At 60.1% G+C, this 24715-nt stretch carries 26 protein-coding genes and 2 tRNA genes; 23 read left to right on the forward strand and 5 right to left on the reverse strand.

Going from position 1 to position 24715, the window contains the following annotated elements; translation table 11 throughout:
• Positions 1 to 56 precede the first annotated feature (56 nt).
• The 3 genes from ACB030_RS07785 to ACB030_RS07795 all read left to right on the forward strand — a co-directional run bounded on the left by ACB030_RS07785 (position 57) and on the right by ACB030_RS07795 (position 3761).
• A complete protein-coding gene (locus ACB030_RS07785; protein ID WP_371158880.1) occupies positions 57 to 1613 on the forward strand; it encodes an ABC transporter substrate-binding protein in 1557 nt (518 codons plus the stop codon).
• Positions 1614 to 1841: 228 nt separating this feature from the next.
• Positions 1842 to 2816, forward strand: a complete 975-nt coding sequence (locus tag ACB030_RS07790; protein ID WP_025326037.1) for an ABC transporter permease — start codon at positions 1842 to 1844, stop codon at positions 2814 to 2816.
• 3 nt (positions 2817 to 2819) lie between these two features.
• Positions 2820 to 3761, forward strand: coding sequence for an ABC transporter permease (locus ACB030_RS07795; RefSeq protein WP_025326038.1), 942 nt, complete (start codon positions 2820 to 2822; stop codon positions 3759 to 3761).
• Between the two features lie 76 nt (positions 3762 to 3837).
• On the opposite strand, the gene dxs is transcribed toward ACB030_RS07795, so the two are convergent.
• Genes dxs through xseB form a run of 3 tightly spaced genes read right to left on the reverse strand, consistent with a single transcriptional unit; the run spans position 3838 to position 6867 of the window.
• Entirely contained in the window at positions 3838 to 5703 is a 1866-nt protein-coding gene (gene dxs / locus ACB030_RS07800; RefSeq protein ID WP_371158881.1) for a 1-deoxy-D-xylulose-5-phosphate synthase, read from the reverse strand.
• A 21-nt stretch (positions 5704 to 5724) separates the two neighbouring features.
• The gene (gene ispA / locus ACB030_RS07805; RefSeq protein ID WP_371158882.1) at positions 5725 to 6615 is read right to left on the reverse strand and encodes a (2E,6E)-farnesyl diphosphate synthase; all 891 of its coding nucleotides are present in this window, start codon (positions 6613 to 6615) and stop codon (positions 5725 to 5727) included.
• Positions 6616 to 6867, reverse strand: a complete 252-nt coding sequence (gene xseB / locus ACB030_RS07810; RefSeq protein ID WP_025326041.1) for an exodeoxyribonuclease VII small subunit — start codon at positions 6865 to 6867, stop codon at positions 6616 to 6618.
• 234 nt (positions 6868 to 7101) lie between these two features.
• On the opposite strand from xseB, the gene pomA reads away from it, so the two are divergent.
• The 10 genes from pomA to greA all read left to right on the forward strand — a co-directional run bounded on the left by pomA (position 7102) and on the right by greA (position 15033).
• Positions 7102 to 7860: a flagellar motor protein PomA gene (gene pomA / locus ACB030_RS07815; protein WP_043129112.1), complete on the forward strand. Its 759-nt coding sequence runs from the start codon at positions 7102 to 7104 to the stop codon at positions 7858 to 7860.
• 8 nt (positions 7861 to 7868) lie between these two features.
• Complete coding sequence (locus tag ACB030_RS07820; RefSeq protein ID WP_205642299.1) at positions 7869 to 8762, forward strand: flagellar motor protein MotB; 894 nt, start codon at positions 7869 to 7871, stop codon at positions 8760 to 8762.
• Between the two features lie 385 nt (positions 8763 to 9147).
• Entirely contained in the window at positions 9148 to 9519 is a 372-nt protein-coding gene (locus ACB030_RS07825; protein ID WP_371158883.1) for a BON domain-containing protein, read from the forward strand.
• A 165-nt stretch (positions 9520 to 9684) separates the two neighbouring features.
• The gene (locus ACB030_RS07830; protein WP_371158884.1) at positions 9685 to 10809 is read left to right on the forward strand and encodes an ABC transporter permease; all 1125 of its coding nucleotides are present in this window, start codon (positions 9685 to 9687) and stop codon (positions 10807 to 10809) included.
• A 1-nt stretch (position 10810) separates the two neighbouring features.
• On the forward strand, positions 10811 to 11602 hold the full coding sequence (locus ACB030_RS07835) for an ABC transporter ATP-binding protein (protein ID WP_371158885.1): 792 nt from the start codon (positions 10811 to 10813) through the stop codon (positions 11600 to 11602).
• Positions 11599 to 12459 carry an MlaD family protein gene (locus ACB030_RS07840; protein ID WP_371158886.1) on the forward strand — a complete coding sequence of 287 codons (861 nt, stop codon included), beginning with the start codon at positions 11599 to 11601 and terminating at the stop codon, positions 12457 to 12459. The genes ACB030_RS07835 and ACB030_RS07840 overlap by 4 nt, the downstream gene beginning before the upstream one ends.
• 167 nt (positions 12460 to 12626) lie before the next feature.
• Positions 12627 to 13217, forward strand: a complete 591-nt coding sequence (locus ACB030_RS07845; protein WP_371159035.1) for an ABC-type transport auxiliary lipoprotein family protein — start codon at positions 12627 to 12629, stop codon at positions 13215 to 13217.
• A gap of 349 nt (positions 13218 to 13566) precedes the next feature.
• Entirely contained in the window at positions 13567 to 13725 is a 159-nt protein-coding gene (locus tag ACB030_RS07850) for a hypothetical protein (protein WP_371158887.1), read from the forward strand.
• Positions 13726 to 13803: 78 nt separating this feature from the next.
• Entirely contained in the window at positions 13804 to 14172 is a 369-nt protein-coding gene (locus ACB030_RS07855) for a PRC-barrel domain-containing protein (RefSeq protein ID WP_106887621.1), read from the forward strand.
• Positions 14173 to 14556: 384 nt separating this feature from the next.
• Entirely contained in the window at positions 14557 to 15033 is a 477-nt protein-coding gene (gene greA / locus ACB030_RS07860) for a transcription elongation factor GreA (protein ID WP_041205192.1), read from the forward strand.
• Between the two features lie 48 nt (positions 15034 to 15081).
• On the opposite strand, the gene ACB030_RS07865 is transcribed toward greA, so the two are convergent.
• Both ACB030_RS07865 and yhbY read right to left on the reverse strand, forming a co-directional pair.
• Positions 15082 to 15675, reverse strand: a complete 594-nt coding sequence (locus tag ACB030_RS07865; RefSeq protein ID WP_371158888.1) for a PilZ domain-containing protein — start codon at positions 15673 to 15675, stop codon at positions 15082 to 15084.
• 105 nt (positions 15676 to 15780) lie between these two features.
• Entirely contained in the window at positions 15781 to 16077 is a 297-nt protein-coding gene (gene yhbY, locus ACB030_RS07870) for a ribosome assembly RNA-binding protein YhbY (RefSeq protein ID WP_025326057.1), read from the reverse strand.
• A 97-nt stretch (positions 16078 to 16174) separates the two neighbouring features.
• Between yhbY and rlmE the strand changes: the two genes are divergently transcribed.
• From rlmE to nusA, 10 genes are all read left to right on the forward strand, one after another.
• Positions 16175 to 16804 carry a 23S rRNA (uridine(2552)-2'-O)-methyltransferase RlmE gene (gene rlmE / locus ACB030_RS07875; RefSeq protein WP_005326622.1) on the forward strand — a complete coding sequence of 210 codons (630 nt, stop codon included), beginning with the start codon at positions 16175 to 16177 and terminating at the stop codon, positions 16802 to 16804.
• Positions 16805 to 16849: 45 nt separating this feature from the next.
• A complete protein-coding gene (gene ftsH, locus ACB030_RS07880) occupies positions 16850 to 18802 on the forward strand; it encodes an ATP-dependent zinc metalloprotease FtsH (protein WP_371158889.1) in 1953 nt (650 codons plus the stop codon).
• An 83-nt stretch (positions 18803 to 18885) separates the two neighbouring features.
• Positions 18886 to 19731 carry a dihydropteroate synthase gene (gene folP, locus ACB030_RS07885; protein WP_371158890.1) on the forward strand — a complete coding sequence of 282 codons (846 nt, stop codon included), beginning with the start codon at positions 18886 to 18888 and terminating at the stop codon, positions 19729 to 19731.
• Positions 19732 to 19748: 17 nt separating this feature from the next.
• Positions 19749 to 21083 (forward strand): phosphoglucosamine mutase, encoded by a 1335-nt coding sequence (gene glmM / locus ACB030_RS07890; RefSeq protein ID WP_371158891.1) that lies wholly within the window; start codon positions 19749 to 19751, stop codon positions 21081 to 21083.
• A gap of 131 nt (positions 21084 to 21214) precedes the next feature.
• A complete protein-coding gene (gene tpiA / locus ACB030_RS07895; RefSeq protein WP_371158892.1) occupies positions 21215 to 21979 on the forward strand; it encodes a triose-phosphate isomerase in 765 nt (254 codons plus the stop codon).
• The gene (secG, locus tag ACB030_RS07900) at positions 21980 to 22306 is read left to right on the forward strand and encodes a preprotein translocase subunit SecG (protein WP_025326063.1); all 327 of its coding nucleotides are present in this window, start codon (positions 21980 to 21982) and stop codon (positions 22304 to 22306) included.
• Between the two features lie 9 nt (positions 22307 to 22315).
• Positions 22316 to 22400 (forward strand) — tRNA-Leu (locus ACB030_RS07905).
• A gap of 91 nt (positions 22401 to 22491) precedes the next feature.
• A tRNA-Met gene (locus tag ACB030_RS07910) sits at positions 22492 to 22568 on the forward strand.
• Positions 22569 to 22734: 166 nt separating this feature from the next.
• A complete protein-coding gene (rimP, locus tag ACB030_RS07915) occupies positions 22735 to 23193 on the forward strand; it encodes a ribosome maturation factor RimP (RefSeq protein WP_025326064.1) in 459 nt (152 codons plus the stop codon).
• Positions 23194 to 23207: 14 nt separating this feature from the next.
• Complete coding sequence (nusA, locus tag ACB030_RS07920) at positions 23208 to 24710, forward strand: transcription termination factor NusA (RefSeq protein ID WP_042648795.1); 1503 nt, start codon at positions 23208 to 23210, stop codon at positions 24708 to 24710.
• Positions 24711 to 24715: the final 5 nt, after the last annotated feature.

Genomic DNA, 24715 nt, shown 5'->3' on the forward strand with positions numbered 1-24715 from the left:
AAGCACCGGTTCGCCGGTTTGTCTGTCAATAAAAAGCCAAAAGCATGGAGAAAGACATGAAGAAAGGATTATCCAAGATCGCCATGGCGCTGTTCGCCGCGGGTCTCGCGTTCAACGTTTCTGCCGCCGACATCAAGGTTGCCGTCGCCTCTGACGCCACCTCGCTGGACCCGCAGGAGCAGCTCTCCGGTCAGACCCTGGAGATGTCTCACCTGGTGTTCGATCCCCTGATGCGTTACACCCAGGATCTGCAATTCGAGCCGCGTCTGGCCGAGAAGTATGAGCGCATCGACGACAAGACCGTCCGCTTCCACCTGCGCAAGGGTGTCAAGTTCCACTCCGGCAACGACTTCACCGCCGATGACGTGGTATGGACCGTCAACCGTCTGAAGGCCTCCCCGGACTTCAAGGCGATTTTCGACCCCATCGCCGAAGCCAAGAAGGTGGATGACTTCACCGTGGATCTCGTCACCGCCAAGCCGTTCCCGCTGGTGCTGCAGACCGTCACCTACATCTTCCCGATGGACTCCAAGTTCTACAGCGGCAAGGATGAAGCCGGCAAGGACAAGGCCGCCATCGTCAAGAACGGCGACTCCTATGCCTCTACCCATGTCTCCGGTACAGGTCCGTTCAGCGTCAAGTTCCGCGAGCAGGGCGTGAAGCTGGAATATGCCCGCAACGCCAACTACTGGGACAAGGCCTCCAAGGGCAACGTCCAGAACCTGACCGTGGTGCCGATCAAGGAAGACGCGACCCGCGTAGCCGCCCTGCTGGGTGGAGACGTGGACATGATCTACCCGGTTGCCCCGAACGATCTGGAGCGCGTGAAGAACGGCAAGGATTCCCAGCTGGTGACCCTGTCCGGTACCCGCGCCATCATCATCGAGCTGAACCAGAACACCAACCCGGCGCTCAAAGACAAGCGCGTGCGTCAGGCGATCAACTACGCCATCAACCAGGTGGGCATCGTCGACAAGATCAACAAGGGCTTCGGTACCCCCGCTGGCCAGCTGAGCCCGAAAGGCTATGCCGGTTACAACGAGGCGCTCAAGCCCCAGTATGATCTGGCCAAGGCCAAGGAGCTGATGAAGGAAGCCGGTTACGAGCAGGGCTTCAAGATGACCTTCATCTCCCCGGCCGCCCGCTACGTCAACGACGTCAAGATCGCCCAGGCCGTCTCCGCCATGCTCTCCAAGATCAACATCAAGGTGGATCTGAAGACCATGCCGGTGGCCCAGTACTGGCCCGAGTTTGACAAGTGCGCCGCCGACATGCAGTTGATCGGCTGGCACTCCGACACCGAAGACAGTGCGAACTTCTTCGAGTTCCTGACCTTCACCAAGGATGCCAAGACCGGCATGGGTCAGTACAACTGCGGCGGTTATGCCAACGCAGAAGCTGACAAGATGGTGATGGAAGCGAACACCGAAACCGATCCGGCCAAGCGTGCCGCCATCCTGCAGAAGGTGGAAGCCATGCTGATCGACGACGCTGCCTATGTGCCCTTGCACTGGGAGGACCTGGCCTACGGTGCCAAGAAGAACGTCGACATCAAGCCGGTGGTCAACGTGATGAACTTCCCTTACCTGGGTGACCTGGTGGTCAACAAATAAGAACCTGCTCATGTTCTTACTGCGACGCCGTGATCAAGGCTCATGCGCTGCTCGGAATCCTCATGTGTCATTACACACTCCGGTTCCTGCACAGCTCTTTACCTTGCTGACGGCCTCTCGTCACAGACCATGAACAGGTTATGAAGGAAGGACCTGGCGGGGCGCCCATGGGTGCCCCGTCATTAACAGAAGCCTGTGCCAAGACACAGGCCACGTAGAAGGACAAGCATGTTTACATTCCTGCTGAAACGGTTCTATCAGGCCGTGATAGTGATGTTCGTCATCAGCCTGGTCGCCTTCTCCATCCAGGACAACCTGGGGGATCCGCTGCGCGAGCTGGTGGGACAATCCGTCTCCGAGTCCGTGCGCCAGGAGCTGCGCGACAAAATGGGCCTCAACGATCCCTTTTTGGTGAAATACAGCCGCTTCCTGCAGAACGCGGTGCAAGGGGATCTGGGCACCTCCTATTTCTTCAAGCGACCGGCCCTCGAGGTGATCCTCGACAAGCTGGTGGCTACCCTTGAGCTGGTGTTTGCCGCTGCGCTCATCATCGTCGTGGTCTCCATTCCGCTGGGGGTTTATTCGGCGATAAGACCGCGCAGTTTCCTGACCAAGCTCATCATGGCGGTGAGCAGCATCGGCATCTCGATCCCGGTCTTCCTGACCGCCATCATGCTGATGTACCTCTTCTCCATCCAGCTAGGCTGGCTGCCGGCCTATGGCCGTGGCGAGACCTACAACCTGCTGGGCTGGGAGTCGGGCTTCTTTACCTGGGACGGCATACTGCACCTGATCCTGCCTGCGGTCTCCCTCTCCTCCATCATGCTGCCGCTGTTCATCCGGTTGGTACGCTCGGAGATGCTGGAGCAGCTCTCCTCCGAGTACGTGAAGTTCGCCCGTGCCAAGGGGCTGGACAACAACAAGGTCTACTACAGCCACGCCCTCAAAAACACCATGCTGCCGGTCATCACCGTCGGCGGCGTGCAGATCGGCACCATGGTGGCCTACACCATACTGACCGAGAGCGTGTTCCAGTGGCCGGGGACGGGTTTCCTGTTCCTCGAGGCGATCCACAGGGTCGATACCCCGCTGATCACCGCTTACGTCATCTTCGTGGGCCTTATCTTCGTGGTGACCAATACCCTGGTCGACCTGCTCTACGGGTTCATCAACCCGACCGTCAACCTGACCGCCAAGGGGTAACAGATGACTAATGCTGTAACTGCAAGCCCAAGCCGTTGGGCGCGATTCAAGAACTCTGACATCGTCTACTACTTCCTGCGGGACAAGGTAGCCATGTTCAGCTTTGCGGTGTTCGTGGTGTTCGTACTGGCGGCGCTGCTGGCGCCCTGGCTGGCACCGCACAACGTCTATGACCAGACCAGCTTCGATCTGATGGATGCGGAGCTGCCTCCCTCCTGGCTGGAAGGGGGCGAGGCTCGCTTCTGGCTCGGTACCGACAACCAGGGACGGGACATCTGGAGCACCATCCTCTATGGCGCCCGCATCTCGTTGACCATAGGCCTGTTTGCCGTCGGTCTGCAGCTGGTGCTCGGCATCGTCATCGGCCTAATCGCCGGCTACTTCGGTGGTCGCATCGACAACCTGCTGATGCGCTTTGCCGACGTGCAGCTGTCGTTCTCCACCATGATGGTGGCCATCATCATCTCCGCCATCTTCCAGGCGACCTTTGGCTCCGAGTTCTACTCGAAGTTCGCCATCCTGATGCTGGTGGTGATCATCGGCATCGCCGAGTGGCCCCAGTACGCCCGGACGGTACGCGCCTCCGTGCTGGCTGAGAAGAAGAAGGAGTACGTGGAAGCGGCCCAGGTGATGGGGTTCCGTGCCCCGCGCATCATGTTCCGCCACATACTGCCGAACTGCCTGTCGCCCATCCTGGTCATCTCCACCGTGCAGGTGGCGAACGCCATCATGAGCGAGGCGGCACTCTCCTTCCTGGGGCTGGGCATGCCGGTGGATCAGCCGTCGCTGGGGTCGCTTATCAGCGTGGGCTTCAACTACATCTTCTCCGGCTCCTGGTGGATCACCGCCTTCCCTGGCATCTGCCTGGTGGTGCTGGTGCTGGTCATCAACCTGCTGGGTGACTGGCTGCGGGATGTGTTTAACCCGAAGATCTACAAAGGGTAAGAAAGGTCAGACACGCAGAAAACAAGAAGGGCGCCATCAGGCGCCCTTCTTTTGTTTGATCGCGTTAACCGCTTGATCAGGCTTGCAGCCAGGCCTCTATGCTGGCCCGGATGCCAACGGCATCCAGCCCCAGCTGGGCATAGATCTCCTCCTGGGTGCCTTGCTCCACGAAGCGATCCGGCAAACCGAGATTCAGCACCGGTTTGCACTGCTTGGCACGCATCAGCAGTTCGTTCACCGCAGAGCCGGCCCCGCCCATGATGGCGTTGTCCTCGAGAGTGACAAACTGATCGTGGGAGGCGGCAAGTTCAAGCACCAGTGCCTCATCCATGGGCTTGACGAAGCGCATGTCTACCAGGGTGGCGTCCAGCGCCTCGGCGGCGGCCCTGGCCTGATGCAGCAGGGTACCAAACGCCAGTATGGCGGTGCCCTTGCCATCACGAACGACGCGACCCTTGCCGAGTTCGAGTGCCTCCATCTCGCCCATGATCTCGCTGCCGCAGCCGCTGCCACGGGGGTAGCGCACCGCCGCAGGCTGGTTGCACTGATAGCCGGTGTAGAGCATCTGGCGGCACTCGTTCTCGTCGGACGGCGTCATCACCACCATGTTCGGCACTGTGCGCAGGAAGCTGATGTCGAACGCCCCCTGATGGGTAGGGCCGTCGGCCCCCACCAGACCGGCGCGGTCTATGGCAAACAGCACCGGCAGGTTCTGCAGCGCCACATCGTGGATCAGCTGGTCATAGGCCCGTTGCAGGAAGCTTGAATAGATGGCAACCACGGGTTTCTTGTCGGCGATGGCCAGGCCAGCGGCGAAGGTGACCGCATGCTGCTCGGCGATGGCAACGTCGAAGTAGCGATCCGGGTACTGCTGGCTGAACTTGACCAGCCCCGAGCCCTCCCGCATGGCGGGGGTGATGCCGACCAGACGCTCGTCCTTGGCGGCCATGTCGCACAGCCACTGGCCGAAGATGGCTGAGAAGGTGGGCTTGCCACCGGCGCTCTTGGGCAGGGCGCACTCGTCCGGGTTGAACTTGGGGACGGCGTGATAGCCGATGGGGTCTTTCTCTGCGGGCTCGTAGCCCTTGCCCTTCTTGGTCTTGACGTGCAGCAGCTGGGGGCCCTTGAGGTTGCGCATGTTGCGCAGGGTCTCGACCAGAGCGTGGATGTCGTGGCCGTCGATGGGGCCTATGTAGTTGAAGCCGAACTCCTCGAACAGGGTGCCTGGCACCACCATGCCCTTGAGGTGCTCCTCGGCCCGCTTGGCCAGCTCCTTGACCGGCGGCAGCCCCGCCAGCACCTTCTTGCCGCCTTCGCGGATGGTGGTGTAGAGCTTGCCGGACATCAGCCTGGCCAGGTGGTTGTTGAGCGCCCCGACATTCTCGGAGATGGACATCTCGTTGTCATTGAGCACCACCAGCATGTCCTTGTGGACATCGCCGGCGTGGTTGAGGGCCTCGAAGGCCATGCCCGCGGTGATGGCGCCGTCACCTATGACGGCCACCACCTTGCGGCCCAGCCCCTCGCTCTCGGCGGCAACCGCCATGCCGAGGGCGGCACCTATGGAGGTGCTGGAGTGGCCCACGCTGAGCACGTCGTACTCGCTCTCTTCCCGCCAGGGGAAGGGGTGCAGGCCATCTTTCTGGCGAATGGTGTGAATGCGCTCGCGCCGACCGGTCAGGATCTTGTGGGGATAGGCCTGATGGCCCACGTCCCACACCAGTCGATCGAAGGGGGTGTTGTAGACGTAGTGCAACGCCACCGTCAGCTCGACGGTGCCAAGGCCGGAGGCGAAGTGGCCGCTGGAGCGGCTCACCGAGCGCAGCAGATACTCGCGCAGCTCTTCGCACAGAATGGGCAGCCGCTCTTTGGGCAGGGATCGCAACTCGACCGGCGTATCCGCGAGGGCCAGGTTGGGGAAATCGCTAATATCAACGCTCATATTGTTACTGTTATCCAGCGTTTAGTGGGTTCGCTCGATGATGTAATCGGCAAACGCTTCCAGAATGTCGGTATTGTAGGGCAAGGATTGCAGGGCTGTTAAGGCCTTGTCATGCAGTTCGCGAGCCAGCTCACGGGCACTGTCGAGACCGAGCAGGGCCGGATAGGTGCTCTTCTCCTGCGCCAGATCCGAACCTTGCGGCTTGCCCAGGGTGGCGGTGTCGCCCGTGATGTCGAGGATGTCATCCTGCACCTGGAAGGCGAGCCCGATGGCGGCGGCATAGGTTTGCAGCGCAGCCAGGGTGGCAGGCGCCACGTCGGCCTTGCACAGGGCCCCCAGGGTGACGGCGCACTCGATGAGGGCGCCCGTCTTGTGGCGGTGCACCTGCTCCAGCTCGGCGAGGCTGATTTGGCGGCCTTCGGCCTCCAGATCCAGCGCCTGACCGCCGCACATGCCGAGATAACCGGAGGCGCGGGCCAGGGCGCTCAGCATCCGTACCCGGTTGGCCAGTAGTTCGTCGGGGAGGGGATGGTCCGCCAGTATGGAGAAGGCCAGAGTCTGCAGGGCATCACCGGCCAGGATGGCGGTGCCTTCATCGAACGCCTTGTGCACTGTGGGCTGGCCACGGCGCAAATCGTCGTTGTCCATGGCGGGCAGATCGTCGTGCAGCAGGGAGTAGGCGTGAATGCACTCCACCGCAGCGGCGGGGCCATCCAGCAGCTCGCTTTTGACCCCCAGCATCTCGCCCACGGCGTAGACCAGGAAGGGGCGCACCCGTTTGCCGCCGAGCAGCAGGCCGTATTTCATCGCGTCCCGCAGGCGCGGCGCCATGGCGGGCAGGGCGTCAAGCTGTGCCGAGAGACAGTCGTCGATGCGGCGCCGGTGCAGGCGGGAGAAATCGTCCAGGGTCACTCACTCCTCTCCTTGCTCTGATCGAAAGGGGACCGCCTGTTCGCTGCCGTCGGCCTGGGTCAGCAGGATCTGGATCTTCTGCTCGGCCTGCTCCAGCTTCTGCTGGCCGGCCCGCACCAGATGGATGCCTTGCTCGAATTGTTTGAGTGCCTCCTCGAGGGGGAGCGACCCCTGTTCGAGTTGATGCACTATGGTTTCCAGCTCTTCCAGGGTGGCATCAAAACTCAGACGGTCGATTTTTTTACTGGCCATGTCCATCCTCGGGGATTGAAAAAAACGGCTCATCTTAACATCGACCGGGCACAGGGGGGAGGCAGAAAAGTGTGCCGTCCTCAAACTATCCAGACCCCGGCCGATAAGAAGGGGCTGGCATCCATGTACTGCCGACGGGTTATTGAGGTGTGCCGGGCTTGCTGCCAGGGGCGCAATAGCAGAAAATTCAACAAAATATAAATAGATGGCAAGTTCGGCGACAGGAGTAGGGATGTGGATTTAGGCAGTCTGATAGGCATAGTGCTGGGATTCGGGGTAGTGGTGTACGGCATGCTGCTGGGTGGCCCCATGAGCATGTATGTGGATATGCCCTCGGTCTATATCACCATACTGGGTTCCCTGTTCATCTGCATGATGAAGTTCAACCTCAGCCAGTTCCTGATGGCGTTCAAGGTTGCGGGCAAGGCCTTCATGTACAAGGGCGACAAGCTCGACGATCTGATTGCCAAGGCGGTGGAACTGGCGGACGCGGCCCGCAAGGGGGGCTTTCTGGCGCTGGAGGCGGCGGAGATCCCCAATCCCTTCATGAAGAAGGGCATCGACATGCTGGTGGACGGCCATGACGCCGACGTGGTGCGCGCCGTGATGGAGAAGGACATAGAGCTGACTTCGGAGCGTCACGTCATCGCCATCAAGGTGTTTCGCTCCCTCGGCGATCTCGGCCCCGCCATGGGGATGATAGGTACGCTAGTGGGGCTGGTGGCCATGCTGGCGAACATGAGCGACCCCAAATCCATCGGTCCGGCCATGGCGGTGGCCTTGCTGACCACGCTGTACGGGGCGATTGAAGCCAACATGATCGCCATCCCCATCGCCGACAAGCTGGAGCTGCGCAGCGGCGAGGAGCAACTGAGCCGCACCCTGATCCTCGACGCCATCATGGGTATCCAGGACGGCCAGAATCCTCGCGTGATCCAGGCCATGTTGCAGAACTACCTGAATCAGTCCAAACGCAACAACGGGCTCGAATAGGAGGCCCCATGGCAAAGTGCAAGTGTCCGCCCCCCGGCCTGCCTGGTTACATGGGTACCTTCGCCGATCTCATGTCCCTGCTGATGTGCTTCTTCGTGCTGCTGCTCTCCTTCGCCGAGATGGATGTGCAGAAGTTCAAGCAGATCGCTGGCTCCATGGAGAAGGCGTTCGGGGTGCAGAACATCCTGGAGGTGAAAGACATCCCCAAGGGGACCTCGGTCATCGCCCAGGAGTTTCGCCCTGGCCGGCCTGAACCGACTCCCATCGACACCATCATGCAGCAGACCATCGACATGACCCAGACCGAGCTGGATTTTCAGCCCGGGGATGCGGATCAGGCGGGGGGGCATGACAAGACCGAGGGTCAGCAGAGCGGGGGCGACACCGCCCAGCAGGCCCAGAAGGCGCAGGAGCAGTCCAACGAACTGGCCAAGGCGCTGGCCGAGCAGATGCAGGCCCAGATCCAGGATGGGGCCATAGAGATAGAGGCGCTGGGTCAGCAGATCATCATTCGCATCCGCGAGAAGGCGGCGTTCCCGGCGGGCTCGGCCTTCCTGCAACCCCAGTTCTGGCCGGTGATCCGTAAAGTCGCGACCCTGCTCAAGGATGTGCCCGGGGAGATCACCGTCTCCGGTCACACCGATGACGTCGCCACCGAAGACGAGCTGTTCCAGTCCAACTGGGAGCTTTCGTCCCAGCGTGCGGTGGCGGTGGCCCACCAGATGATCAAGGTGCCCGGCTTTGACGGCAGCCGTCTGGTGGTGCAGGGCATGGCGGACTCCCAGCCGCTGGTGCCGAACAACAGCCCGGAGAACAGGCGCATGAACCGGCGGGTGGAGATCGCCATCATGCAGGGTAAACCGACGGTCTCCGCCCCGATCGGTGTCGCTGAGCCCAAGTAGCCTTTACCAGCCAGCACCATCCCGCTCGCAGCGGTTGTTTCCGATAACCGCTGCGTCTCTTTTCTGGTGGATTCGAGTGGCCGAACAAAGGACCTCCGCTCGCCGCATGTCCTGGCAAATCGGGTGAGAACAGTGGCCGATTGAACCGCGCCTCTGCGGTTCGCCCGCCCATCAGTCACTCCCAATGCGGCGCCTGTCGCGCGGCAAGGCTCCCTCATCTCCCCCTGATGTCATGCCGCTCCTCCGTGGCCTTGTCGACCTCCCTCGTTATGTACGATGCCGTACAGAACTGCGCGCTGCCCCGTGTTACATCTTCGTCACGGCGAATGGATAGCACCTGGGCTGCCGGACGTGCGTTTTTTCAGCCCTCCAGGAAGGAACCACCATGAACCATATCTTCAGTGCCAACCTGCTCCTCACCGGACTGCTGTTGCTCCCGTTGGCCAGCCATGGCGCCGGGCTCACCGACGACACCGATGCCGTGCAGTCGATGCCATCGGAATCGACGACCATGGAGTCCTCGACGCTGGAATATGTCGAGGTCTCGGTCATCACCACCAAGATCAAGGCGGGGCTCGCTGCCGAGCAGATGTCCAGCCTGATCAATATCCATGTCGATACCGATGAGGCCGGGGAGGTCACCCTGAGTGGCGGCGCGGTGGATCAGGCGGCGCTGGACAAGGCTGTCGCGATTGCCATGGGCGTCGAGGGGGTGACCTCTGTCAAGAATGACATCAAGGTCGGGACCGACCGCTAGGCAAACGCCCGACGCGCCCTCATGTCATGGCGCCATGCCCTGCAGGGGAACCCTTGACCCTGCTGATCCGGCACGCTGCCTGCCTGGCTTCCGCCATCGGCCGATGGCGCCCCTTCTGCACTTCATCCGTTCGGGGTTGCCACTCTGTTGTCAGGGTGGCCAGCCTTGAAGCCGATCATCACACCGGCGGCCATGAGCCGGACGGCGCCACAGGCGCTGGCGTTGTCGGGATCCTGGACTGCGCGTGGCATAGGCAGGCTGACAAGCGAGCTCGACGCCTTTGCCGCCCCGGCCGGAGAGCATTGGGTCATCGACGCCTCTGGCATCGAGGCCCTCGATACGGCAGGGGCCTGGATCCTGCAAACACTGCTGCGACGGCTGCGTGACGGTGCGGCTGGCGTCGAATTGCGCCAGTTGCGCCCGGAGTTCATCAGGCTGTTCGATGCTCTGGCTCAGGAGGCCGCACCGGGACCCGCGCCTGTACCCTCTCACCCTCTATCCCGCCTGGAAAGCCTGGGCCACGGCACGGCGACCCTGCTGGCACAAGGCTGCGCCCTGCTCGCCTTCATCGGCGAGTGCACCTTCGCCTTTGGTGGCTGGCTGGCCCATCCGACACGGATTCGCTGGCGCCCAATTCTTTACAACATCCGCAGCGCAGGTGTCGATGCCCTGCCCATCGTCGGTTTGCTCTCTTTTCTGCTCGGTATCGTCGTCGCCTATCAGGGGGCCGCTCAGCTGCGCCTCTATGGCGCCAACATCTTTGTCGTCGATCTGGTCGCGCTCTCGATGCTGCGAGAGTTTGCACCGCTGATCACCGCCATCATAGTCGCCGGCCGCTCAGGTTCCGCCTACGCGGCGCAGATCGGCACCATGGCGGTGACCGAGGAGATCGACGCCATGCGTACCATAGGCATTGCACCGCTCGACATGCTGGTGCTGCCCAAGGCGCTCGCTCTCCTGATCACTCTCCCCCTGCTCACCCTTTTCGCCGATCTCTTCGGCGTCCTGGGGGGCATGCTGATGGCGCACATCCAGCTGGACGTCGGCACGGCCGAATTCCTCGCTCGCTTCGTCAAGACGGTGAGCGTCACGGATCTGCTGATCGGCATCGGCAAGGCGCCGGTATTTGCCGTCATCATAGTGACCGTTGGCTGCTTCCAGGGGTTTCAAACCAAGGGAGGCGCCGACAGTGTCGGACGGCAGACCACGCGTAGCGTCGTCCACTCCATCTTTATGGTGATCGTGGCCGATGCGCTCTTCTCGGTTGCCTTCAGCGCCCTGGATCTCTGAGATGAAGGCGCCAGATGGCAGTGTCACCCCGGCCATCATCATCAGCCAGCTGATGACGCGCTTTGGCGAACATGTCGTCCATGACGGGATCGATCTGGTGGTCAACCACGGCGAGATCTTCGCGCTGATCGGCGGCTCGGGATCGGGCAAGTCGACCCTGCTGCGGGAGATCATCCTGCTTCAGCAACCCGAGTCGGGCTCGATCCGGGTGCTCGGGGTCGATCTCGCCGACATCGAAGACGCCGACGCCCTTGCCCTGCGCCAGCGCTGGGGCGTCATGTTTCAGAGTGGCGGCTTGTTCGGCTCCCTGACCGCCAGGGAAAACGTGGGTCTGCCGCTGCGTGAGCACACCGAACTCACAGAGGGGCTGATCGACGACATCGCCGATAGAAAGCTGGCGATGAGCGGCCTGGAGCCGGTCGTGGGTGATCAGTACCCGGCCGAGCTGAGCGGCGGCATGCTAAAGCGCGTCTCGCTGGCTCGTGCCCTGGCCCTCGATCCCGAACTGCTCTTTCTCGATGAGCCGACCGCAGGTCTGGACCCCGAAAGCGCTGGCGAGATAGACAGTCTGATCCGCAAGTTACGCGATCTGTTCGGCCTGACCATAGTCCTTATCACCCACGATCTCGATCTGCTGTGGCAGGTGGCCGACCGCGTCGCCGTGCTCGGCGACGGCAAGGTACAGGGGATAGGGTCGATGACAGCGCTGGCAGAGATGGATCTGCCGGCAATCCGGCCATTCTTCGACGGCCCGCGAGGGCGGGCCGCCGAGCAACGCAGCGAGGGGACATGATGGAAACCAAGGTCAGTTACGCCCTGGTAGGGGGTTTTGTCGTCATCCTCGGCACCCTGCTGGTGGCCGTCATCCTCTGGCTCGCCTCGGGAGGGGCTTTCCAGAAGGCATACGATCTCTATCTGGCGATCTCGGAGGAGTCGGTCGCCGGCCTCAATCTCAATGCACCGGTCAAATACAACGGTGTCGATGTCGGCAGGGTCAGGCAGATACGGCTCGATCCGGCCAATCCCGAGCAGGTCAATCTGCTGTTCGCCATCGAGCGAGGCACGCCGATCAGGCAGGACACTGTGGCCGTGCTCAAGACACAGGGCCTGACGGGGATCGCCTACGTCGAGCTGAGCGGCGGGACCAGCGACATGCCCCTGTTGCAGGCCAGCGCCGGCTATGAGTATCCGGTGATCCGCACCAATCCCTCTCTCGCCGCTCGCCTCGAGAACGTCCTTACCAGCGTGCTGGCCAAGCTGGACAGTACCTCGAACAGCCTCAATACCCTGCTCGGTCCGGAGAATCAGGCCGCCTTCCAGAGCACCCTGACCGACATTGCCCGGGTGGCGCATACCCTGGCCGCGCGCAACGAGAGCATAGATGCCGGCCTGATGGATGCGGCCAGTGTGATGAAAAACAGCGCGAGCGCGAGCGACGAGCTCGCCCCCCTGATCGCGCGTATCGGGCGGGCGGCGGATGCCGTTGAGAAGATGGGCAATGAGATCGCCGGCACCAGTGCCAGCGCAGGCAAGACTCTCAACGCGGTCGGCAGCGACATCAACCGCTTCACGGCGGAGACCCTGCCCCAGCTGGAACGCCTGCTCGGTGAGCTTAGCGTGCTGACGACCTCGCTGCGCCGCCTCAGCTAGCAGACCGAACGCAACCCCTCCGGACTCCTGTTCGGCCACAAGCCGGTACCGGATGGCCCCGGAGAATCATCCGAAGGAGGGCAACAGCCATGATCCGCCAGCCAGCACGTCTCTTCACCCGGCTCGCCGTCGCCGCGCTGTTGCTGCTCCTGCCCGCTGCCTGCAGCATGTTCGATGCGGCCAAGGTGCCGCCACCGGCCTTCTATTCGCTCTCCGGGGTGGGCGCACCCCCCCCGACCAAGGCCGCAGCGGCCAGACTGGGCGCCGCGCCTACGCTGATCGTCAACCCGCCGCGTGCCGCCCCCGGTTTCGACAGCCAGCGGATCATCTACGTTCGCGAGCCCTATCAGCTGGAGTATTTCGCGCACAGTGAATGGATCGATACGCCCGCCCGGATGATAGCCCCGCGCATCGTCGCCGCACTCGAGGGCACGGGGGCCTTTCGCGCCGTCGTCCTGGCCCCCAGCGCGGCTGCGGGGGATCTGCGCCTCGATGTCGAAATCATCCGCCTGCAGCAGGAGTTCGACAGATCACCCAGCCGTACCCGCTTCACGCTGCGGGCCTACCTGGTGGACAGCGACAGCCGCCAGGTGCTGGCCTGGCGCGAATTCGACGAGACAGTGCCAGCACCGCAGGCCAATCCCTACGGCGGCGTGATAGCGGCCAATAGTGCCGTTCAGCAGGTCGTGCAGCGCCTGGCCAGCTTCTGTGCCGACGCCACAGGCAACTGGCGCCCCTCACCCGGGGCGCGCCGCTGAACCGCAGACATGGCAGGGAAAAGGGGGCAGGCACAGGCAGGGGGGCTGCACGCGCTCTTGGTTCTGACATCTGGACGGGGCTTCATCTTGATGCCTGACACTCAGCCTCTCCTGTCGGCGGGTTGTGTCGCCTCGGGGCCTTGCCGGTGGTAGACGGGGGAGGGGATCGAACAAGTGGTGCTCTGGCTTAACGCCGTATCAGCGAGCCATTGGTCAGGTGCCGGGCCCGTGCTCTATGTGGGTCAACGTACAGACCCCCTGTTGTGTGCGGCTTATTCTCACGATGGTTGGTGCGGGATCCCTTGTTGCTTCTCGCACCCCTCATCCAACTGACTATCAGGAGTTCATCATGAACAAGGACCAACTCAAGGGTCGTACTGAAGAGACCAAAGGCAAGGGTAAGGACGATAAGGAATCAAAGGGGGCGATTCCAGCGTCTGCCGGCAAACACCAGGCAGCCCCCGACGATAGAAAAGAAGAGCGCAGGGACGCCAGAAAGGGGAAATAAATCGTTACCGCGTTGGTTAGCGTTCTGCCAACGCGCTTTTCCCCTCACTCTTTCTTCCAACAATGTCAGGAGTATCAAATGAACAATATCATTCCATCCAGCCGTCTTGGGTCAAGAGTACTCAGCGCCAGCACGCTCAGTGGCGACGATGTGTACGACCCGAGAGGTGAAAAGCTGGGCAGCATCAAGGAGCTCATGCTGGATATCGAAAACGGCAAGGTGTGCTATGCGGTGCTCTCCTTCGGCGGTTTCCTCAGTCTCGGCGAGAAGCTGTTTGCCGTACCCTGGAGCGCCCTGAAGGTCGATACTGAAAACAAGCGCTTCATCATGGATACCACAGAGGAACGCATGAAGAACGCCCCGGGTTTTGATAGCGACCACTGGCCCAACATGGCAGATACCTCTTGGGAAAAGAGCATCTACAGCTATTACGACACCAGGTACTGAGGTGGTTTTGCACGCTGGCTTGATGTTGGTCTGCCTTTTGATCCCCTCCGGCCTATGATCGCCAGCAAGGCATGGAAACGTGTCTGCAAGCAGGATTTCACCTAGGCAAGGCGAGGCTCGATGCGGTGGTGAGCCTGATCAGACAACCAAAACGAAAATATTGCAGCCAGGGTCAAGGTCGCCGTGGCTGCCTCCGCTCGCCTCATCCTCTCGATTTTCTTCAGCCTCCCGGCAGGCCTCTGGTCATTCAAAGCGCGATCCCGCTCGCAGGGGCTGACATGGATTTTGTGGCGGCTTCATATTAAGATGCCTCATCCGAACCGATAGCTGCGGCTCTCTTTGATTGCCGCAGCTTCTCTTTTTCAAGCAACCCAGGTTTCGACTATGAATCATACTCCGATGACTGTTCGCGGCGCTGAAAAGCTGCGTCAAGAGCTCGACTATCTGAAGAGCGAGCTGCGTCCCCAGATTATCGAAGCGATTGCTGATGCCCGTGAACATGGTGATCTGAAAGAAAACGCCGAATACCATGCCGCTCGCGAGCAGCAAGGTTTCTGTGAAGGCCGCATTCAGGAAATTGAGAGCAAGCTCTCCAATGCCCAGGTGATCGATATCACCAAGATTGCCAACAATGGCCGCGTCATCTTCGGTGCGACCGTCACTCTGCTGAAAAGCGAAACGGAAGAGGAAGTGGTCTACCGCATCGTGGGTGACGACGAGGCGGACATCAAACAGAACATGATCTCCGTGAACTCGCCTATTGCCCGTGCCCTGATCGGCAAGGAAGTGGACGACGTGGCCATCGTCAAGACACCGGCTGGCGATGTTGAGTACGAAATTCTGGAAGTCGCCTACCTCTGACGATAAGGGGCGGTGAAGAGACAGGGGAGCCCGGCTCCCCTGTTCCATTTAGTCCCCCTGATAGGTCTGGACGAAGGCGTCCTGATGACGCTGGAAGAGCCAGTCCCGCAGCTGCTCCTGATCTCCCTTGTCCAGCTGGAATTGCAAGGCCCAGTCATGGTGCTGCTGGTGGGACTGGACATGCCTTATGAGGGTGCCGCTCAGTGCCAGGGGAGGCAATCCCTCGATGCCGAGGGTGCCGTGCAGCCGATCGCCCTTGGTCAGAGTCGGTGGCAAACCGGCCACGATGAGACCGCCGAGGGAGAGGCTGTGCACCTCATACTCGGCATCGCTGGTGTGCAGGACGGCTTTCTCATCGAGTCGCCAGGCGCGCAGGTGAGGGGAGCCCAGCTCTGTGATGGTGGGGGCGGCGATGCGCAGCTCGGTGTGGCCTTCCGCCGCCAGGGTACAATGCAGCGGAAAACGCAGTTGATGGCCGGCGATACGGGCCTCGATCGTCAAGGGGCTGGCCCGTTGCAGCAAGCTCTGTAGGGGAAGACTCAGGTTGCCTCGCAGGAACTGGCCGGCGGCCATGTCCTCTGCGTCTCCCAAGTCCTGCAGCATAGCCAGCTCCTCGTCGGTGAGAATCTGATGCTTGTCCATAGTGGGTGTCCGCAAGTATTCATCGCAGGTTAAGGGCCTGACGACTATTTTGGCAAGCGACTTGGGAAGAAGAGAAATGAAGGAAAGAGCGAACGCTCTTTCCTGTTACTTGCGGGGCAACTGGATCTTGGGTTCTGTGGCTTGACGATAGATGGTCAGTACATGGCCCATGCTCTGTACCTTGATGGCGCCTGTCTCACGGACGATGGCTTCCATCACCAGCTGTTTCATCTCACGATCTTCAGACGACACCTTAACCTTGATCAGCTCGTGGTGGTTCAGCGCCAGATCGATTTCGGCCAGCACCCCTTCGGTCAGGCCGTGTTGTCCCAGCAGGACGACCGGCTTCAGGCTGTGGGCGAGGCCCTTGAGGTACTGTTTCTGTTTATTGTTGAGAATCATGGCAATTTCTTCATAAGTCAGGGTTGAAAGGGGCGTATTCTACCCCCACTTAGCCCTTAATACTAATAACCCTTGTGGTTTTTTAAAGTCGACAATCATGACCCAGAAAAAACATTCCCCCAGTTCAACCCGCTGGTTAAAAGAACATTTTGACGATCATTACGTCAAAAAAGCCCAGAAGTTGGGACTGCGTTCCCGCGCAGTGTTCAAGATCGATGAGATCCAGGGCAAGGACAAACTGCTCAAGCCGGGCATGACGGTGGTGGATCTGGGGGCGGCCCCCGGCGGTTGGTCCCAGTTCGCCATTGATCAGGTGGGTGACAAGGGGAGAGTGATTGCTTGCGATATTCTGCCGATGGATTCCATTGCCGGTGTCGATTTCCTGCAAGGGGACTTTCGGGAGGAAACTGTGCTTGCCGCCTTGCTGGCCCGGGTTGGCCCGGACAAGGTTGATGTGGTCATGTCTGACATGGCGCCCAACATGAGCGGGACCCAGCAGGTGGATCAGGCTCGCTCCATGTATCTGATCGAGCTGGCGCTGGACATGTGCAATCAGGTCTTGCGCAGTAATGGCAGTTTTGTGGTCAAGGTATTCCAGGGGGAGGGGTTTGACGCCTATCTCAATGAAATTCGTAGACTTTTCTCTGTCGTCAAGATTCGTAAACCAGACTCCTCCCGTGCCCGTTCACGAGAAGTCTACATTGTGGCTACCGGTTTTAAACTGTAGTACCCTAACCCTCATCGTTAACTGTCAGTCTGCGAGGTCATTGATTTGAGTGACATGGCGAAAAACCTAATCCTGTGGCTGGTCATCGCCGTCGTGCTGATGTCGGTGTTCAATAGCTTCAGCCCCAGCGATACCACCAGTCGCCAGCTGGACTATTCCAGCTTCGTGAAAGAAGTGACCCAAGAGCAGATCCGTGAAGTGCGGATGGATGGCAAGGTCATTAACGGCGTCAAGCGCACCGGTGAACGTTTCACCACCATCATCCCTGCGCCGGATCCCCAACTGCTCAACGACATGCTCAACCACAACGTGAAGGTGATGGGTGAGAAGCCGGAAGAGCCGTCTCTTATCACGTCCATCTTCATCTCCTGGTTCCCGATGCTGTTGCTGATCGGTGTCTGGGTCTTCTTCATGCGTCAGATGCAGGGCGGCGGTGGCAAGGGTGCCATGTCGTTCGGCAAGAGCAAGGCTCGCCTGATGAGTGAAGATCAGATCAAGACCACCTTCGTCGACGTGGCGGGTTGTGACGAGGCAAAGGAAGAGGTCAAAGAGCTGGTCGACTATCTGCGCGATCCGACCAAGTTCCAGAAACTGGGCGGCAAGATCCCCACCGGCGTGCTGCTGGTCGGTCCGCCCGGTACAGGTAAGACCCTGCTGGCCAAGGCCATCGCGGGTGAGGCTAAGGTGCCCTTCTTCACCATCTCGGGTTCCGACTTCGTCGAGATGTTCGTGGGTGTCGGTGCCTCCCGGGTGCGCGACATGTTCGAGCAGGCCAAGAAATCCTCACCCTGCATCATCTTCATCGATGAAATTGATGCGGTCGGTCGCCAGCGTGGCGCCGGTCTGGGTGGCGGCCACGATGAGCGTGAGCAGACCCTGAACCAGATGCTGGTCGAGATGGATGGTTTCGAAGGCAATGAAGGCGTCATCGTCATCGCCGCGACCAACCGTCCCGACGTGCTGGATCCCGCTCTGCTGCGTCCGGGTCGTTTCGACCGTCAGGTCGTGGTCGGTCTGCCGGATGTCCGCGGTCGCGAGCAGATCCTGAAGGTGCACATGCGCAAGGTTCCGTTGGCGGATGACGTCAATCCGGCGCTGATTGCCCGTGGTACGCCCGGTTTCTCCGGTGCCGATCTCGCCAACCTGGTCAACGAGGCCGCCCTGTTCTCCGCCCGTGAGAGCCGCCGCGTAGTTTCCATGAACGAGTTCGAGAAGGCCAAGGACAAGATCATGATGGGTGCAGAACGTCGCTCCATGGTGATGAAGGAGTCCGAGAAGGAGATGACGGCTTATCATGAAGCCGGCCATGCCATCATCGGTCGGGTCGTGCCGGATCATGATCCCGTCTACAAGGTCTCCATCATTCCACGTGGCCGCGCCCTTGGGGTGACCATGTACCTGCCGGAGCAGGACCGCTGGAGCCACTCCAAGCAGCATCTGGAGTCCATGATCTCCAGCCTGTACGGCGGTCGTCTGGCGGAGGAGCTGATCTACGGTGCCGAGAAGGTATCGACCGGTGCCTCCAACGACATCGAGCGTGCCACCGACATCGCCCGCAAGATGGTGACCCAGTGGGGCATGTCCGAGCGCCTGGGCCCCATGCTCTATGCCGAAGAAGACGGTGAAGTCTTCCTTGGTCGCAGCATGGCCAAGGCCAAGCACATGTCCGACGACACTGCGCGCGTCATCGATGCCGAGGTCAAGCAGGTCATCGATCGCAACTATGCTCGTGCCAAGCAGATCCTGCAGGACAACATGGATGTGCTGCACACCATGAAGGATGCCTTGATGAAGTACGAGACCATAGATGCCAAGCAGATCGACGATCTGATGGCTCGTCGTGAGGTACGTGCCCCCAGCAACTGGCACGATGAACACGGTGACACCCCGCAAGGCGGCGCCAGCGTGAGCAGCGAGCCCGATGTCAAGGCGCAGGCCGATGACAACAGCGCACCGCGCAATGACATCGACAAGGCGAACGATGTGCCGGCCAAATAAGCTTTCATGATCCAAACCCCGGGCTTGCCCGGGGTTTTTCTTTATGCAATACCCAGATTTTCTTGTGACAGGTAGATGTAAAGATGCAACTAATCAGCAAGGGGCGCAGCCTCTCTCTGGACAGTCCCCACGTCATGGGGATCCTCAACGTGACGCCGGACTCCTTCTCCGATGGTGGCCGCTTCAAGCAGCTTGAACTGGCCCTGGCCCATGCCCGCCAGATGATGGAGGAGGGGGCTACCCTCATCGACATCGGTGGCGAGTCGACCCGTCCCGGCGCCCCCGACGTGAGCGAGCAGGAGGAGCTGGACAGGGTCATTCCCGTGGTCGAGCGGATGGTGCAGGATCTCGATGTGATGATCTCCCTCGATACTTCCAAGGCTGCCGTGATGAGGGCGGGCTGCGCGGCAGGCGCTCACCTCATCAATGACGTGCGGGCCCTGCTCGAGCCTGGTGCCCTGGTTGCCGCGGCAGAGGCTGACGTGCCTGTGTGCCTGATGCACATGCAAGGCCAGCCGAGAACCATGCAGACCGAACCCCATTACGACGACTTGCTGGGGGAGGTGAGGGCCTTCTTCGACGAGCGGATAGCCGCTTGCCTGGATGCCGGGATCCCGCGCCAGCACCTGCTGCTGGATCCGGGTTATGGCTTTGGCAAGACGGTAGCACACAACTATCAGTTGCTGGCCGAGCAGCAGAAGTTGCTGGATTACGGTCTGCCGCTCTTGGTGGGGATGTCGCGAAAGTCTATGATAGGCAATCTGCTTGGCCGCCCTGTTGATGAGCGGCTGGCCGGCAGCCTGGCCTGCGCCCTGATTGGGTTGCAGCATGGCGCCAGGATCATTCGGGTGCACGACGTGCGAGCCACCATGGACGCGCTGCGCGTAGGCTGGATGACCATGACGGGACAAGATTTCGTATCCAGATAAAATAACGAGAACAGACAATGACCAGAAAGTACTTCGGCACAGACGGTGTGCGCGGCAAGGTGGGTGAATACCCGATCACCCCGGATTTCGTGATGAAGCTGGGCTGGGCCGCCGGCAAGGTGCTCTCCAAGAAGGGCACCAAGAAGGTGCTGATCGGCAAGGACACCCGGATCTCCGGTTACATGCTGGAATCGGCGCTGGAAGCGGGTCTCTCCGCTGCTGGCCTCAAGGCCATACTGATGGGCCCTATGCCGACGCCGGCGGTGGCCTACCTGACTCGCACCTTCCGTGCCGAGGCTGGCATCGTCATCAGCGCCTCCCACAACCCCTATTACGACAACGGCATCAAGTTCTTCTCCGCCGACGGCACCAAGCTGCCCGATGAAGTGGAGCTGGCCATCGAAGCCGAACTGGACAACGAGCTCAAGTGCGTGGAGTCCGCCGAACTTGGCAAGGCGCAGCGCATCGACGATGCCGCCGGTCGCTATATTGAGTTCTGCAAGAGCACCTTCCCCACCCATCTGAGCCTGGAAGGGGTGAAGATGGTGGTAGATTGCGGCCATGGCGCCACCTATCACATCGCCCCCTCGGTGTTTCGCGAGCTGGGCGCAGAGGTGATTGCCATCGGTTGCAGCCCGGATGGCCTCAACATCAACGATGGAGTGGGCTCCACCGCGCCTGAGGCGCTGGCCGCCAAGGTGCTGGAGTGCAAGGCCGATCTCGGTGTCGCCTTCGACGGTGACGGCGATCGCCTGGTGATGGTAGACAGCACTGGCTACATCATCGACGGAGACGAGATCCTCTACATCATCGCCCGCGATGCCCTGCGCAACGGCCGCCTCAAGGGCGGCGTAGTCGGTACCCTGATGGCCAACATGGGCCTGGAGCTGGCATTGCAGACGCTCGGTATTCCGTTTGCCCGTGCCAAGGTGGGTGACCGCTACGTGCTCGAGATGATGAACGAGAAGGGCTGGCGCATCGGTGGCGAGAACTCGGGTCACATCATCTGCCTGGATCAGACCACCACAGGGGATGGCATAGTCGCCGCCCTGCAGGTGCTGACGGCGGTGTGCTCTGCGGAGATGCCGCTGGCCAAGCTGCGCTCCGGCATGAGCAAGTTCCCCCAGGTACTGGTGAACGTACGTTTTGCCGAGGGCAAGGATCCGCTGGCGGCCGAAGCCGTGCAGCAGGAAGTGACCAAGGTGGAACAGGAACTGGGCGGCCGTGGCCGTGTCCTGCTGCGCAAATCCGGCACCGAGCCCCTGATCCGGGTCATGGTGGAAGGGGAGCATGAGCAACAGGTGCGTGACATGGCACAACGCATCGCCCAACAGGTCGAATCGGCGTTTTAATGAGCAACCAGGGCGATTTTTTAATCGCCCTGGTTGTATCTTGTTCAAACGATTCGAAAATTTGAAAATAGCACTTGTCAGCTGATCATCCTCTGGATATTATCAGCCCCGCTTTCGCAAGGGAGTTGCCGATGGGACATCGCAAGCCGTTTGTAGCAGCCAACTGGAAGTTACACGGTAGTAGGTCGCAGTTAGAGCAGTTTACGAGTCAATGCCTGAAGGGTATTGGTGATGATGTAGATGTTGTTCTCTGTCCTTCCCATGTGCATCTCGACTTTACCGCACGACTGCTCGATGAGCAGAAGGTGATAAGGTTGGGGGCTCAGAATGTGAGTCAGCACCGACAGGGCGCTTATACGGGTGAAGTCTCGTGTGAGATGCTGGTCGAGGCAGGGTGCCGATACGTACTGGTCGGTCACTCCGAGCGCAGGCGTCTCTTTGGTGAGACCAGCTTTATCGTCGCAGAGAAGTTTGCGGCAGTCAGAGCGGCAGGTTTGATTCCCATCCTTTGTCTGGGGGAGTCAGGTGCGGCGAGACAGGCGAGAAGAACCTTCGAGGTGATCGCCGAAGAGCTTGATATCGTCATAGAGAAAAATGGCGCGATGGCTTTCGATAATGCTATCATCGCCTACGAGCCGATTTGGGCTGTAGGTACAGGTAAATGCGCCACACCCGAGCAGGCACAAGAGGTTCATTCCTTTATACGTGGTCGCTTGGCGGAGGATACTCCGGTAATAGGTGAGAAAGTCAGAATCATCTATGGTGGGAGCGTGACGCCGACCAACGCGAGAGATTTGTTTGCCCAGCCCGACATTGATGGCGGACTGATAGGTGGAGCAAGCCTCGACAGCGATGCGTTTTTAGGAATTGTTGAAGCGGCAAAGGGTGCAAGTTAAATGTACGAGATTCTTTTAGTCGTTTATCTGCTGGTGTCACTGGCTCTGATCGGTCTGGTGATGATACAGCAAGGTAAAGGGGCTGATATGGGCGCCTCCTTCGGCGCAGGGGCATCGAATACTGTATTCGGCTCCGGTGGTTCAGGCAGTTTCCTGACCCGCACAACTGCAATTTTGGCCACTCTGTTCTTTTTGATCAGCCTGGTGCTTGGCTCCATGTCAAGCAACAAGGTAAAACAGGGTAGCGAATGGGAAAATCTGCAACAGACTCAGCAAGTTGAGCAGACCAAAGCGCCAGTGAAGAAAGACACTGACGTTCCCGAGTAAAGAGTTTTTGCCGTGGTGGTGGAATTGGTAGACACGCTATCTTGAGGGGGTAGTGCTCTAGGGTGTGCGGGTTCGAGTCCCGCCCACGGCACCAATTAAGCAGTGAACCCGGGTAACCGGGAAGTTATAGCCAGTCAGTCTTGTGTGATGAGAATGAAGTGGCTATAATCTCGCACGATTTCGGACGCGGGGTGGAGCAGCATGGTAGCTCGTCGGGCTCATAACCCGAAGGTCGTCGGTTCAAATCCGGCCCCCGCAACCAAATTTCACGCATTTCCTACGCTCAGGAAGGCGGTCGCTGCGAGGCGACAATCAGGGTAAAGCGCCAAGCCCCGATTTGACATCGGGGCTTTTTGTTATGTGCGATTTACTCTGAATCGATCTCTATCTGGGCTATATGCCCTTTTTTTGTTTTTCGGAGGGTGACTTTGGCTACGTTGGAACAACGTTTGACCGATCTGCTCGAGGCTCCGGTCGTTGCCTTGGGTTTTGAACTTTGGGGTGTCGAGTTTATCCGTGCGGGTAAGCACTCGACCTTGCGCGTCTTCATCGACTCAGAGCAAGGCGTGACGGTGGAAGACTGTGCTGAGGTGAGCCGCCAGGTTGGCGCCATCATGGACGTTGAAGATCCCATCACCGAGGAGTATTACCTCGAGGTTTCCTCCCCGGGTCTGGATCGTCCGCTGTTCAAGGTTGCCCAGTTCGAAAAATACGTTGGCCAAGAGGCGGCGGTTTCGCTTCGGATGGCAACAAACAACCGCCGCAAGTTCAAAGGCGTAATCAAAGCTGTGCAGGGGGACATGATCACCCTGACAGTAGATGGTAAGGACGAGGTGTTGGCTTTCACCAATATCCAAAAAGCGAACATAGTGCCGAACTTTGGTTAACGAGGCTATCGGATATGAATAAAGAGATTTTGCTGGTCGTTGACGCTGTGTCCAACGAGAAGGCTGTCCCCCGCGAGAAGATTTTCCAGGCTCTGGAGACTGCGCTGGCGACTGCGACCAAGAAAAAATACGAAGGCGAGATTGAAGTTCGGGTCGAGATCGATCGCAAGACCGGTGACTACGACACCTATCGCCGTTGGGTCGTGGTGGCCGATCAGGCTTCCATGGAGAACCCGTACGGGGAAATCACCCTCGAAGCCGCTCAGATCGAGCAGCCGGATATCCAGATCGGCGACTATGTTGAAGACCAGATTGACTCTGTCACCTTCGACCGCATCACCACCCAGACCGCCAAGCAGGTCATCGTGCAGAAAGTGCGCGAGGCCGAGCGTTCCCAAGTCGTTGACCAGTTCAAGGACAAGGAAGGCACCATCATCAGCGGTGTGGTCAAGAAGAGCAACCGCGACAACGTGATCCTGGATCTGGGCAGCAATGCCGAGGCGGTGATCTTCCGCGACGACATGCTGCCCCGTGAGACCTTCCGTCCCGGTGACCGCATCCGTGGCCTGCTCTACGCAGTCCGCCCGGAAGCCCGTGGTTCCCAGCTGTTCGTCAGCCGCTCCAGCCCGGACTTCCTGAAAGAGCTGTTCCGCATTGAAGTGCCGGAAATCGGCGAAGAGATGATCGAAATCATGGGCGCCGCCCGTGATCCGGGTTCTCGCGCCAAGATTGCGGTCAAGACCAACGATCGTCGTATCGACCCGATTGGTGCCTGTATCGGCATGCGTGGTGCCCGTGTTCAGGCCGTCTCCGCCGAGCTGAGCGGTGAGCGTGCCGACATCGTGCTGTACGATGACAACCCGGCCCAGTACGTGATCAACGCCATGGCGCCTGCCGATGTGGCCTCCATCATCGTCGATGAAGACAACCACACCATGGACATCGCTGTGGAAGCCGCCAACCTGGCCCAGGCCATCGGTCGCAACGGTCAGAACGTGCGTCTGGCCTCCCAGCTGACCGGTTGGGAGCTGAACGTCATGACCGTCGAGGACATGCGCGCCAAGCACCAGGCCGAGAACGATCGCATCCTGACCCTGTTCACCACAGCGCTGGACATCGACGACGATTTCGCCGGTCTGCTGATGGAAGAAGGTTTCTCCACCCTGGAAGAGATCGCCTTCGTACCCGTCAATGAGCTGCTGGCCATCGACGGTCTGGACGAAGACATGGTGGAAGAGCTGCGCAAGCGTGCCAAGGATGTCCTGACCACCAAGGCCCTGGCCAAAGAAGAATCCTTCGACGGCGTAGAGCCTTCCGAAGAACTGCTCAATCTCAACGGCCTTGGCCGTGACATGGCGTATGCCCTGGCCGCTCGCGGCGTCGGCACCCTGGAAGATTTGGCAGAGCAAGGTATCGACGACCTTGCCGACATTGAAGAGCTGACCGCTGAGAAAGCCGGTGAGCTGATTATGGCTGCTCGCAATATCTGTTGGTTCGGAGAAGAGCAGTCTGAATAAGATCA

The sequence above is a fragment of the Aeromonas sp. S16(2024) genome (assembly GCF_041403065.1).
Classification (GTDB): Bacteria; Pseudomonadota; Gammaproteobacteria; order Enterobacterales; family Aeromonadaceae; genus Aeromonas.